The organism is Schleiferia thermophila (genome assembly GCF_003337435.1).
Lineage (GTDB): Bacteria > Bacteroidota > Bacteroidia > Flavobacteriales > Schleiferiaceae > Schleiferia > Schleiferia thermophila.
This window is the reverse complement of record NZ_QPJS01000001.1, coordinates 732721-746208: the sequence shown is the minus strand read 5'-3', so window position 1 is coordinate 746208 and position 13488 is coordinate 732721. Positions and strand designations below refer to the sequence as shown.

The following is a 13488-nucleotide window of genomic DNA, read 5'->3' as shown; positions in this document are numbered from 1 at the left end:
AAAGATAGGTGCCCAATCCTACCATCGGCCCGGAAAAATAACCCTTGCCACTTCTATGCACTCTCCAGCCGGCTTTTGTAAAGTAAACTTTTATTCTACCAAACTAATCTCATAATTCCAACGCTTGCAGCACATACCTTTGTCCACAAACCAGATCAAAATTCAACCATCATGACGCACGCAGAAATTGTGAATCTACTTGGTTCTCAGGCTGAGTACCTGCTCAATCACGAGTGCAAGACCATCCGCAAGGAAAACCTTCACCTGCCAGGGCCGGATTTTGTGGATAGAATCTTCGGACCAAGCAACAGAAATATCCAAACACTACGCAGCCTGCAGGCACTATATGGCCACGGTCGCCTGGCCAATACCGGGTACCTGAGCATTTTGCCGGTCGACCAGGGCATCGAACACAGTGCCGGAGCCTCCTTTGCAAAAAATCCAGCTTATTTCGATCCCGAAAACATCGTACGCCTGGCCATAGAAGGCGGCTGCAACGGCGTGGCTTCCACCTTTGGCGTATTGGCCTCTACCGCCAGAAAATACGCTCATAAAATTCCTTTTATCGTCAAAATTAACCACAACGAGCTCCTCACGTATCCCAATAAATTCGACCAAATCATGTTTGGCACCATCGAAGAGGCCTGGAATCTAGGAGCCGTGGCTGTAGGTGCTACCATCTATTTCGGCAGCGAAGAGTCCGGCCGTCAGATCGTGGAAGTAGCAGAAGCCTTCGCCTTTGCCCACGAACTCGGCATGGCCACCATCCTGTGGTGCTACACACGAAATTCAGCATTTAAACGCGATGGAAAAGATTACCACACAGCAGCTGACCTTACCGGACAGGCCAATCATCTAGGTGTAACCATTCAGGCCGATATCGTCAAACAAAAACTTCCCACCATCAATGGGGGCTACAAAGCTCTCAATACCGGCGGCTCCTCTTACGGCAAGCTCGATGAAAAAATCTACACAGAACTCACCACCGAACATCCCATCGACCTGACCCGCTACCAGGTAGCCAACGGCTACATGGGACGTGCAGGATTGATCAACTCTGGAGGAGAGTCAAAAGGCGCCAGCGACATGGCCGATGCCGTTTACACCGCTGTGGTCAACAAGCGCGCTGGTGGCCAGGGGCTTATCTCCGGTCGAAAGGCCTTCCAAAAACCCATGGCCGAAGGCGTAGCACTGCTCCATGCTATTCAGGATGTCTATCTAGACCCTCAAATCACCATCGCCTGACTTTGTCCAAATCGCATAACCTATCAAAGCCGGCCTTCGTGCCGGCTTTTTGCTGATCCTCCGTCGGAAGGCCTCTACCCTACACCCGCATCTTTCAGCATTTTTTCAATCCGCTGCTCCAGCGATTCTGTGGTGAGCCGCTCACGTAACCTATCTACCAAAATTGGAAAACAAAACGGCGTCGGCCTCTCAATCCTCTTCAACGCAATTTTACTCTTGCGTATCCGCTCAAACGCCTGATACATCCGACCTTGTTCAAGCTGAAATTGCAGCACCTCATCATAGGCCTGCCTCAGCAGCAGATGGTCGGGCTCATATGCCGAAAGAGTAGTGAAAATCAAACCCGATGAGCTCTGCAAATGCTTCTCCTTAACCGGCATACCCGGATACCCCCTGAATACTAATCCCGCTATAGCAGCAATATCCCTGAACTTCCTTCGAGCCATCTCTGTGGCATTTACACTTTGCCAGATGTCCCTTTCCAAATGCTCCGTACAAAACACATCTGAGTCCAATCCCTCCTCTATCGGTATCGGATCCGGTGAAAGCAGCTCAAATCCATAGTCGTTCATAGCGATTGAAAACGACATCGGACCAAAAAGAGACAGCCTCCATGCCAGCAGCGATGCCATACCCTCATGCACATTGCGACCCTCAAAGGGATAGACAAACAAATGATGCCCCTCCCTATCCACCAGATACTCCATCAGCAGCTCATCGGCAGCCGGTATAGTACTGCGCTCCAGTTGAAGACGCCACAGAGGCCCAATCAATCTCAATTCCTCATCCACAGCCCTGTCCTCAAAAGCCTCTTGCAGTTTCATTCGAAGCACTTTGCCCAACTGTGCCGAGAGCGGCATCCTACCGCCCATCCAGCTTGGCACCATACCTTCTTTTTGGTGGCTGGCCCGCACGGTCACATCTAACCCTTTCACCCTGACCAACTCCAGACTTCTTCCGCCAAACCAAAAGACATCACCGGGCTTCAGCCTGCTGATAAACCACTCTTCGATGGTACCCACAAAACCTCCGTTCAGAAACTTTACCCGCATTACTGCATCGCTCACAATAGCCCCTATGCCAAGTCGATGGCGCATGGCCACGCGCCTGCTTCGCACCACATACCTCCCATCTTCGGCAAGCTCCACTTTTTTAAATTCGTCGTACCCCTCCAGTGTCTTCCCCCCGGTAGTCACAAATGCCAGACACCACATCCATTCCTCATAGCTGATGCTACTGAAAGCATGCGTATTCCGCACCTGACGCAGCACCTCCTCGCTCCTGAATCCAGGACCAACAGCCAGCGTCACCAGCCATTGTACCAATACATCAAACGATCTCACATACGGCTCCCTGGGCTCTATTACATTGCTTTCAATTGCCTCTCGCAGAGCAGCCGATTCTACCAACTCAAGTGTGTGAGTAGGCACAAAGTAAATTCTACTCACCTCCCCCGGCCTGTGCCCGCTCCTGCCTGCCCGCTGCATAAATCGGCTCACACCCTTTGGACTGCCAATCTGCACTATCGTCTCCACCGGCCTGAAATCAACACCCAGGTCCAGGCTCGAAGTACACACCACCGCCTTCAACTGGCCATCGTACAATGCATCCTCCACCCAATGCCTGATTTCTCGGCTGATGCTGCTGTGGTGCATAGCAATTTGCCCTGCCAGTTCAGGAGCCGCCTCGAGCAGTTTCTGATACCAAATCTCACACTGCGAACGCGTATTGGTAAAAACCAATGTACTCTTGCTGTTCATAATTATGGGTACTACCTTATCCAGCAGCCGAATCCCCAGATGACCCGCCCAAGGCATCACCTCAATGCTATCCGGTAACACCGGCCGCACCTCGATGCACTTCTTCACCCCCGCCTGAATCAATCTGCCCTTCGAACCATCCGACCCAAGCAATACGCCTAATGCCTCTTCCAAATTACCTATTGTGGCCGAAATACCCCAAATTTGCAAACCAGAGCACACCACTTTCAGCCAGCTAAGTGCCAGCTCCAGAAGCACACCACGCTTACTGCCCATCAGCTCGTGCCATTCGTCCACCACCACAAAACGAACCCCACTCAACCACCTCAACGCATCCTTACCAGCTATCATCAGGTGCAAACTCTCGGGCGTAGTCACCAGTACATCCGGCATCGCTCGTCCCTGCATGCGTCGTTCGGAAGGCTCCGTGTCACCTGTTCGGATACCCACCGACCACGGCAGTCCACAGCCTACCAATGCCCTTCCCACACTGAGCTCAATTTCCTTGGCCAGAGCCCTTATCGGCGTAATCCACAGACACTTAATCCCACCTGCGGGTGCCTCTTTCAGCCCTTCCAGCACACCGCCCAGTACCGAATACGTCTTTCCACTGCCCGTAGGAGCATTTACAATGCCCGATGACCCATCCACCATACACTCCCAACACATTCTCTGGAAAGCAAATGCCCTCCACCCTTGCTCCGAAAACCATTGCTCGATCAAAAATTTCTCTTGCCTGCCCATACAGCAAAGAAACTCCAAAGCATGGCCAATAGTTTTTTTTCAGGGCGTGCCCCCGCGTGCCGGCCCGCTTGCGGAGGCCTTCACACGCGGGGTCGGGCTGCTCCGGGGTGCGCTTCGCTCCCGTGCTGCGCACCGCCCTGCGGGCGCCCTCCGCATCCCTCACGCATCAGCCGGAGGCTGACACCCCACGGGCAGTGGTTTGCCCACCTCCCCGTCTGCACATACGCAACCGAGCCATGAGCACCGAGGCCCATCAGGAGTCCTTAAGTCCGGATTTTTTGGTAAGTGGTTTTTTCTTAAATCGGGGTTTTTTCGAGGGAGCAGGCTGAGTCGGGTCCGTTGTTTGTTTAGGTTGGTGGATGGGTTTCTTTTTCGATTTTTTCCCGGGCTTTGAAGGAATTATCCATTCTATATGCGGGCCGAATGATTCGCCAGGATGCACTTTGGGCACGGCGATGCCCAATTTTTTTTCGATAAAGTAAAATTTACCGGTTTCAGCCGGCCCGACAAGGGTGATAGCGGATCCTCGCCTGTCGTACCGGGCCGTTCGCCCGATGCGGTGTATATAGTCGTCGGCCGTGGGCGGCACATCGAAATTCACCACCACGCTGAGGTCAGAGATATCGATTCCCCTGGCCAGGACATCGGTCGCAATCAGCACCCTGAGCTTTTTGGCCTTGAATTCGTCCATGACCTTCTCCCTTTCTTGCTGATTGAGTTCGGAGGAGATAATCCCGGCACTGAGGCCGGCATTCCGCAGTTTTCGCTCCAAGGCGGTGAGCTGTTTCTTTCTCCCGCAAAACACAATGGCCTGTTCATCGGAGGGCAAGGACTTCAGCAGGTGGATGAGGTATTGGATTTTGAAATCTTCGTGGATGAGCACGACTTTCTGATCGATTCCTGAAGCAGGTTTGGCCACAGCGAGCGACACCTCTACCGGCTCCCGGAGGATAAGGTCAGCTAGTTTTCGAATCCGGGGCGACATAGTGGCACTGAAAAGCAGGTTTTGTCGCCGATCAGGGAGCTTGGAAGCTATTAGCATGATATCTTCGAAAAAGCCCATATCCAATAGCTTATCAGCCTCATCAAGGACCAGATATCGGTAAAAACTCAAATCCATATATGCATTTCGCATATGAGCCAGCAAGCGGCCCGGGGTAGCCACGATGATATCTACGCGATTTTCGAAGGCTTGTTTTTCGCGCTCGAATGCCCCTGCATCGCTGCCCCCGTAGACGGCTTCGGCGTGGAGTCGCGTCGGATACGTAAGCCCCTGCAAATGCCGGGCTGTCTGGATGCAGAGCTCACGTGTCGGGCTGATGACAAGAACCCCAGCCGGTGTAGAAATCGTAAGCAGCAGCTGGCACAATGGCAGGCAAAAGGCAAGTGTCTTGCCGGAGCCTGTAGAAGCAAGTCCGAGCACGTCGCGGCCCTGTACTACCGGCAGGAAGGTTTTCTCCTGGATTTCGGTCAGCCGGGTAAACCCCATGTAATCAATGGCTTCCTTTAGTTCGGGTACCAGATTGAGCTCTTCGAAGGTCATGGGTCAATGATTGTAGAGTCTCTTGCTGATCAAGGTACAAATTTCTTCGAGAAATTCAGCTGTAGGGGGGTCGAAGCGGTTGAGTACATGGGAGTCGATGTCGAGCTGGCCGATGAGGCGGCCTGAGGTGGTGTACAGGGGTATAACAATTTCGCTTTTGGTCTTCAGGCTGCAAGCCAGGTAGTTGTCAGACTTGCTTACGTCTGGTACATTCAGCGTCTGGCCGGTTTGAGCTACTTGTCCGCAGATGCCGCGACCGTAAGGAATGAGCGTGTGTTCGGTAGGTTCGCCTACGTAAGGCCCCAGTTCGAGTTGTTGTTTTTCGTCGTTCATAAAATAAAAACCCACCCAATCCATATGGGGAATGTCAGCATGGAGGGTCTGACATATAGCAGAAAGTGCTGCGTTGGAATCGGTAGTGGAGTTTAGGATACTTTCGATTTTTTGTTTTACGGATTGTACGCTCATGACTGGTTTATTTGGTTTGACCAATTGGGATTTGCCTGGTGGGGGCTTCAGGCGGGTGGATGCGTGAGGGATGCGAAGGGCGCCCGCAGGGCGGTGCGCAGCACGGGAGCGAAGCGCACCCCGGAGCAGCCCGACCCCGCGCGGTAGGGCCACTCGAAGGTGGCCGGCGCGCGGGGGCACGCCCAAATCATTTAATACTAAGAGTTTAACTCTATTGAGTAGTATGGCTGGTGATGGCGCTGATGGCGGCCTGGTAGTCAGGTTCCTGAGCTATTTCGGGTACTTGCTCAGTATATATAACGCGACCAGAGGGGTCGGCCACGACTACAGCACGGCTCATCAGGCCGGCCAAAGGACCATCGGTCATCAGTACACCATAGTCGATGGCAAATTGAGGATTTCGAAAGTCGCTTGCGCTGACTACGTGTTCGATGCCTTCTGCTCCGCAAAAGCGCTTATGTGCAAAGGGAAGGTCGCGCGAGATGCACAACACTGCTACATTGGGAAGTGCAGCTGCCTGTTGATTGAACTGTCGCACGCTGGCGGCACAAACTCCGGTATCGACCGATGGAAAAATATTCATAACGAGATACTTGCCCTTAAAATTTTGATTAGTCACCTCGTGCAGGGAGGTGTCGGTAAGGGTGAAGGCCGGCAGTTGACTGCCTGCGGGGGGCAGGGTACCGATGGTGTGTACGGGGTTGCCTTTGAAGGTGATGGTTGCCATGGTTTATTGGGTATTTAGTTTGGTGAGCTGGTTGAGTCGTCGGGTGAGGGTTTCGATTTTGGCTTCGGCATCGGATTTCTTTTTAAGCTCGAGCTCGCGGACTTTTTCAGGTGCATTTTCCATGAATTTGGGGTTGTTGACCTTGCGAAGTACCGCGTCGAGAAATCCGCGGGTGTAGTCGAGCTCCTGCTGGATTTTTTCGATTTCCTGACTTAGGTCGACAGAGGCCTCGTCGATGGGATACAGAAATTCGATACCTGCGGCCAGGAATGTCTTGGTGGCTGTGGTAGTGGGGGGTGTGGTGAGGATGCTGTGAAGTCCGGCGAGTTTGGTGAGCAGGTTCAGAAATGGATGGCGGAGGATGTGCTCGTGAGAGGGGTGAATGTGAAGGGTGATTTTTTCTTTAGGATGGATTTGCTCAGTGTTGCGGAAATTTCGTACGGCTGATACCATCTCGGCATAGCGTTGAAAATCGGCCAGGACCTGTGCATCGGCTTCTTTAGGCTGAGGCCATGGAGTCTGCATGATGAGCCGGGTATCGCGGTTGGAAAGGCGATGGATTTCTTCGGTGATAAATGGCATGAAGGGATGTAACAGGCGCATGAGTTGGAAAAAGTAGCTTTCTGTGAAATGCAGGGCTTCGACAGAAATCTGCTGACCATGAGGTGGTTTGATCCATTCCAGATACCATGAGCAAAACTTATCCCAGATGAGCTCATAAAGGGTGAGCAGGGCTTCGGAGATACGGAATTTTTCGAACGAGTCGTCAATCTGCGCAATGGAATGGGAGAGTTGATGGCTGAACCAATGTGTGGCGGCTGCCTCGTAATCGCGCATGGGTTGGTCTGCGGGAGTCCAGGAGCTGATGAGGCGAAAGGCATTCCAGATTTTGTTGGCAAAGTTTCGGCCTTGTTCGCAGAGTTTTTCATCGAAGAGCAGATCGTTGCCGGCGGGGGAGCTGAAGAGCATGCCTACGCGGACGGCATCGGTACCGTATCGCTCCATGAGCAGTTCGGGGTCAGGGCTGTTGCCAAGGGATTTGGACATTTTGCGGCCTAAATTGTCGCGGACTATTCCGGTGAGATACACATGGCGAAAGGGTATGGTATCGGTATATTCCAGTCCGGCGATGATCATCCGCGCAACCCAGAAGAAGAGAATTTCGGGGGCGGTGACGAGTACTTCGGTGGGATAGTAATAGGAGAGTTCCTTATTTTTTGACAGGTTTATTTTGCCGGTTTGGTGGTCAAAGCAATCGTCGTTGAAACCGCCAAAGACCTGCAGTGGCCATAGCCAGGAAGAGGCCCAGGTATCGAGTACATCGGGGTCTTGTGTCAGGTCATTGGCTTGTAAATACGGATTTCCCGACTTTTTGCGAGCCAACTGGAGGGCTTCTTCAAGGGTTTCGGCTACGACGAAGTCATCTTGCCCGGGGCCATAGTAGTAGGCCGGGATACGGTGTCCCCACCAGAGTTGACGCGAGATACACCAGTCTTTTACATTTTCCATCCAATGTCGGTAAGTGTTGATAAACTTGGGTGGATGGAGTTGTATATCTCCATTTTCAACTACCTGAAGAGCGCGGGACGATATTTCCTTCATCCGGATGAACCATTGAAGGGATAATCGGGGTTCAACTACTGAATTGGTGCGTTCCGAGCGACCAATACGGGTTGTGGTTTCTTCTGTTTTTACCAGAAGACCAGCCTGTTGCAATTTGTCTTTCATGAGTGCCCGCACCTTGAAGCGGTCGAGGCCAACAAATTCCGGGATTTCACAAAGGGCGTTCAGTGTACCGTCGTCGTTGAGGATATCGACAATGGGCAAGTTGTGCCTAAGGCCGATTTCGTAATCATTGGGGTCATGGGCAGGAGTTACTTTCAGGCATCCGGTCCCGAAATCTTTTTCTACATATTCATCGGCTATGATGGGAATTTCCCGTCCGATGAGTGGAACTATAACCTTTTGTCCTATAAGATGAGCATACCTTTCATCCGTTGGATTGACGGCTACAGCCACATCTCCCATGATGGTTTCTGGTCGTACAGTGGCTATGGTCAGGTGCTGTTCAGAGCCTTTAATGGGATATTTTACATAATAGAAAGTGACTTGTTCGCCTTCTTCACTGTAGTTGACTTCTTCATTGCTCAGTGCAGTACGGGCTTCGCAATCCCAATTGATCATGCGAAGGCCTCTGTAGATATATCCTTTATGGTACAAATCGACAAAAACGCGGATTACCGCCCTATAGTAATGGTCGTCCATGGTAAAAGTGGTGCGCTTCCAATCGCAGGAAGCCCCCAGAAGCTTGAGCTGCTCAAGGATGATACCTCCGTATTTGTCTTTCCATTCAAAAGCATGACTGAGAAATTCATCGCGTGTGAGCTGATGCTTAGAAATACCTTTTTCCCTGAGCATAGCTACTACTTTAGCTTCAGTAGCAATGCTTGCATGGTCGGTACCGGGCACCCAGCATGCGTTGAAACCACGCATTCGAGCCCGGCGGACGAAAACGTCCTGAATGGTATTGTTTAACATATGACCCATATGCAATACACCAGTCACATTAGGAGGTGGAATTACGATGGTATATGATGGACGCTCGTCGGGTGTGGAAGCAAAGCTGTCGTTTTCTTGCCAAAACTGTCTCCATCGACGCTCGATTTCAGCTGGACTGTATTTGGTAGGAATATGCATTCGAATCGTATAGTTAAAATCAATGGGCAAAAATATTGGAAGTGATGCAAGAGAACGCTTATTCGAGTTAACAAGGAATTGTTATATATTTTTTTTAAAATCTTCAGCAGTTTTAATAAATTTGTATTTTAGCAGCGCGTTTTAATCTGATTAGTCATGGAACTCAAAAAATCCCCCGAGGCTGACCTGGAGAATAAAAAATTAACCTTTTTTCTTATAGGTCTTTTCCTGGCTTTGTCTTTTGTGTACATAGTCATCGAGTGGAAGACCTACGACCGCACCTTAGCCAATCTCGGAGATCTGGATGTGGTTTTAGATGAAGAGGAAGTCATTGTGACGCAAAGAGAGCAAAAACCTCCACCCCCACCGCCTCCCCAAGATATTATTAACGTAGTGGAAGACAAAGTAGAGCTCAAGGAAGAACTCGTAATGGAATCTACTGAAACTTCTCAAACCGAGGAAATTAAGCCTATTGAAGTCGTAGAAGAAGATGTAGATGAAATTTTCAGTTTTGCAATCGTGGAGAATAAGCCTATTTTCCCTGGTTGTGAAAAGGAAAAAGATGAGGAGTCAAGATCCAACTGTTTTCAGCTAAAAATTCAACAGCACATAGCCAGAAACTTTAAATACCCTGAAATCGCCAGGCAGTTGGGAATACAGGGTAAAGTGTTTGTAACCTTCGTTATTGAAAAAGATGGATCAGTATCCAATGTAGCAGTGGCCAGAGGGGTGGATCCTAATCTCGACCAGGCCGCCATTGAAGCCGTAAAAAGTTTAAACAATCTCAATCCTAAAATTCAGCCGGCCAAGCAAAGAGGAAAACCGGTAAAAATGTCGTTTACCATTCCGGTAAATGCGCGTTTGCAATAAAATATTCTAATAATGCTTTAGCCGCCTTTTGGCGGCTTTTTTTGCTTAAGAGGATGGTACAACGCAATTAAATTAATCATACGACTGAGCACAGACAGAAGCTGTTTACATATCTGAAAATTCGATTAGGTCAATATTCTTCCCTGCGTATAGCTGTTCTGTTCATAAAGTACTTCGCATTGTTCGTAAGAGGATTAAGGGAACATGCATGATTTGTAGATAAGTTTAAGAGGTGAATAGTATTTGTTTGTAGATGTTAGAAAATGAGAGTTACGAGTTGGAAAGTATTTGACTTAATAATCCAGTAATTTTCACTAAATCAGAGAAATTGACACAATGAGGGTATTAGCCTAACGCTTCCGCTCCGACTACTGTGAGGTAAGAATATGTAAAGAATTGATAATATTCTGTAATGACTCTGACCTACATGGACTGAACAACAAAAACGCAGGCTACCCTTTTGCTAAGGTTGTATCGTCCTGATAATGAGGTCAAAGTAACTGCATTCAATCGGACATTTTTTATAGGTTAAAAAGGGATGGAAAATACACAATATTAATCCAGCGCCTTAAGTACATGTAGGATAATAAATCAAATTATTCAGTTGTTTCATAGGCCTCTACATCAACTTACAAGGCGTATGAAAAACAATTTTCATTTTAATTTAGGAAATATATTTGTATTATAAAATTTATTGAAATGAAAAAAACAGCTTTTATCGGTTCATTTGCTTTGTTCGTTTTTTTCACCGGCAATGCAGTCGGACAGGTATACGAAGATGTTAATCCTTCAGATTCGAAGGAAGTTACGTACAAATTTTCTGAAGTCGCTCAATCGCCAATATTTCCGGGATGTGAACAGTACTCTTCAGAGCAGGAGCGAAAGGAATGCTTCATGAAAAGTGTAACCACTTACGTGGCTAAAAATTTTATATATCCGGACTACGCCCGCAAAAACAAAATTGAAGGAAAAATATTTGTAGAATTCATAATTGACACAGATGGCTCAGTGACGGATATAAAAGTAGTCAAAGGAGTCCACGAAACTCTGGATATGGCTGCTATTGAGGCAGTTAGAACTCTCAACAATCTTGAGCAGAAGATCATTCCTGCCAAATTAGAAGAAAAACCTGTGAAATTTTCTTTTGTCATTCCAATCAATGCCAGGATTAAATAGTAAAACTCAATTTCTTTCAGATCTTGAAGCATGGAACGCTAGCTCACATTTTGATAATTGAAGACGATAGCCGGATAGCCACTGCACTACAGAAAAATCTAAGGGAAAATCAATTTGAAGTGTCCCTGGCCGATGAAGGACACTTAGCTATGAAAATGCTGAGGCAATATGACATTGACCTGGTGATTACGGACATTATGCTGCCGGGAATCAGTGGCATTGACCTGTGCAAGCAAATACGAAAGATCAAGGGTTCAATACCAATCTTGATGCTAACCGCCCTGGGGACCATCGACGACAAACTTGAGGGTTTCGATGCAGGTGCCGACGATTACCTGGTAAAACCCTTTGAAATAAGGGAGCTTGTAGCACGAATAAAGGCCTTGCTAAAAAGAACACATGCCCATGCAGCAATTGCGGAAGTACTGCAATACGCCGACATTGTGATTGATACAAAAAAAAGAATTGCGTACAGGGGAGACAAACAGTTAAAGCTAACTCCAAAAGAATTTAACCTGCTTGAATATATGGTAAAACATGCAGAAAGAGTCCTTCCCAGACAGGAGATCGCCGAAAATGTCTGGAATACAAAATTTGATACCGGCACAAACTTCATTGATGTGTACATCAACTACCTGCGCAAGAAAGTAGATAAAGATTTCGATAGAAAGCTAATACATACCCGCCAGGGAGTGGGTTTTATCTTGATGAAGCCAGAGGACAATTAATTTCTGTTAAGTTCAGTGGCCCTTTAACTTAATCCATATCTGGGAGTTATCTAACTTCTATCTCTGCGAACTGAAGACTACGTGTACAACTGTACCGTTTGGGTCTGAATGCAAGGTCAGTTGTGCTCTGTGCAACTCTATAATCCTCCTGGTAAGTGATAATCCGATACCAATGCCATCAGCAAGGTCCTTATTTTTTCCGCGGAAGAAGGGCTGAAACAGCTTTTCCTGGTCATCAGGGGAAATTCCAGGCCCCTGGTCAGCAAAAGTTATTTTTATTTTTGGCTGTTGGTCAATGACATCCTCTATCATGCTGATGGTTACTTTGCAGGTATTGTCCGACGAAAACTTACAGGCATTGTCCATCAGATTTGAAAATGCCGTGCGAAGCAGGTATTCATTAGCAGAAATCGTAAGCGGTTGTTCTCCATCGTGTTCTGATGGTATTTCATAGGAAATTTCTACTCGAAAGCATTTGTTGGAATCCATGACTTGTTGTCCTGCATCGAGTAAAATTTCATCTACTCTGACTTCTTTAAACTGAATCTGAGATACATGATAGCTTGCACGAGCTAGGTCCAGTAGTCCGGAAGTGATTTTAGATATGGTGAGGGCATCCTTTAAAATGGCTTGCGACCCAGTTTTATATGCATCTGAAGTTCGATCTTTGGTGATAAGGTATTCTGCCTCTGCGATGATGGCTGAAAGTGGAGTTCTGATTTCATGAGCCAGATGGTATACAAAAGACTTCTGAGCTTCAAAGGAATCTTCTAGCCTTTGCAGCATACGGTTGAACGTTTTAATGAGCGACGACAGCTCATCCCTGTTATTGGTTTGGGGCAATCTTAAATCCAGGTTTGTTGCCGTAATTTTTTGCGCTTTATCCGTGATTTCTCTTATAGGATCTAGAGCTTTCCTCGAGAGAAAAATCCCTGATACAAAAATCAGAATAAGTGATGGTACTGAGATTAGCAACATGGATTTCCACAATGTGTTGAGTGTACTATGACCATAACTGTCATAAGCTGCAGCTGTAATTAAATACTCCTGGTTTTCAATCCGATGCAGATATCCTATGACCTGCCACCTACCTTGATAAAAACGCAAATATCCCTTTTGTTGAATTTCACCCAGCATCAGCGAATCTTCTTTCACAACGTCTATATCGGGAGCATCGTGATAGTGTAACTTGTGATTGAGATCGTAAATGGCTATTTCGGGTTCAGTGAGGTTTTTCCTTGAGCCTTTGTAGATTTGTTGCAATACCTCAGGATCGAGACCAGCGGAAAAAATTAAGTTGCAGCGAGTAATCGCCTCGGTGGTAAGGTAGTTGAAAAATTCTCGTTCTCGGATTTTTGCGGAAGAATATAAAACGCTCACAGCAAATAAAACGAGTATCAATGCAGTGATCGAGGTAAACCACAGGGTAAGACGTGTTTTAATTTTCATGACTAGCTCAAACTTTTAAACAGTACAAAGATTGGTGAAGGCAAGATATCCTAATCCGCGCATTTGCAAATGGAAAGTGGA

10 protein-coding genes are annotated in these 13488 nt (G+C 47.9%); 4 read left to right on the top strand and 6 right to left on the bottom strand.

The genetic code is table 11. From position 1 onward, the window contains the following. Positions 1-171 precede the first annotated feature (171 nt). The gene (locus DES35_RS03155; protein WP_037355997.1) at positions 172-1245 is read left to right on the top strand and encodes a class I fructose-bisphosphate aldolase; all 1074 of its coding nucleotides are present in this window, start codon (positions 172-174) and stop codon (positions 1243-1245) included. Positions 1246-1319: 74 nt separating this feature from the next. Here DES35_RS03155 and DES35_RS03150 read toward each other — a convergent pair whose 3' ends face one another. The 5 genes from DES35_RS03150 to DES35_RS03130 form a co-directional block, all read right to left on the bottom strand. After that, the gene (locus tag DES35_RS03150) at positions 1320-3749 is read right to left on the bottom strand and encodes a ligase-associated DNA damage response DEXH box helicase (protein ID WP_037355994.1); all 2430 of its coding nucleotides are present in this window, start codon (positions 3747-3749) and stop codon (positions 1320-1322) included. A 253-nt stretch (positions 3750-4002) separates the two neighbouring features. Further along, positions 4003-5292 carry a DEAD/DEAH box helicase gene (locus tag DES35_RS03145; protein ID WP_037355991.1) on the bottom strand — a complete coding sequence of 430 codons (1290 nt, stop codon included), beginning with the start codon at positions 5290-5292 and terminating at the stop codon, positions 4003-4005. A gap of 3 nt (positions 5293-5295) precedes the next feature. Then, on the bottom strand, positions 5296-5760 hold the full coding sequence (locus DES35_RS03140) for a GAF domain-containing protein (protein WP_037356955.1): 465 nt from the start codon (positions 5758-5760) through the stop codon (positions 5296-5298). A 211-nt stretch (positions 5761-5971) separates the two neighbouring features. Further along, a complete protein-coding gene (tpx, locus tag DES35_RS03135) occupies positions 5972-6487 on the bottom strand; it encodes a thiol peroxidase (protein WP_037355988.1) in 516 nt (171 codons plus the stop codon). A 3-nt stretch (positions 6488-6490) separates the two neighbouring features. Continuing rightward, complete coding sequence (locus DES35_RS03130) at positions 6491-9184, bottom strand: valine--tRNA ligase (RefSeq protein WP_037355986.1); 2694 nt, start codon at positions 9182-9184, stop codon at positions 6491-6493. A 156-nt stretch (positions 9185-9340) separates the two neighbouring features. On the opposite strand from DES35_RS03130, the gene DES35_RS03125 reads away from it, so the two are divergent. The 3 genes from DES35_RS03125 (at position 9341) to DES35_RS03115 (ending at position 11958) form a co-directional block, all read left to right on the top strand. Beyond that, a complete protein-coding gene (locus DES35_RS03125; protein WP_037355983.1) occupies positions 9341-10054 on the top strand; it encodes an energy transducer TonB in 714 nt (237 codons plus the stop codon). A gap of 699 nt (positions 10055-10753) precedes the next feature. Continuing rightward, a complete protein-coding gene (locus DES35_RS03120) occupies positions 10754-11230 on the top strand; it encodes an energy transducer TonB (protein WP_051889113.1) in 477 nt (158 codons plus the stop codon). A 23-nt stretch (positions 11231-11253) separates the two neighbouring features. Continuing rightward, the gene (locus DES35_RS03115) at positions 11254-11958 is read left to right on the top strand and encodes a response regulator transcription factor (protein ID WP_037355980.1); all 705 of its coding nucleotides are present in this window, start codon (positions 11254-11256) and stop codon (positions 11956-11958) included. 57 nt (positions 11959-12015) lie between these two features. Here the strand turns inward: DES35_RS03115 and DES35_RS03110 are convergent, their stop codons facing one another. Further along, on the bottom strand, positions 12016-13407 hold the full coding sequence (locus DES35_RS03110; RefSeq protein WP_114365751.1) for a HAMP domain-containing sensor histidine kinase: 1392 nt from the start codon (positions 13405-13407) through the stop codon (positions 12016-12018). Positions 13408-13488 lie beyond the last annotated feature (81 nt).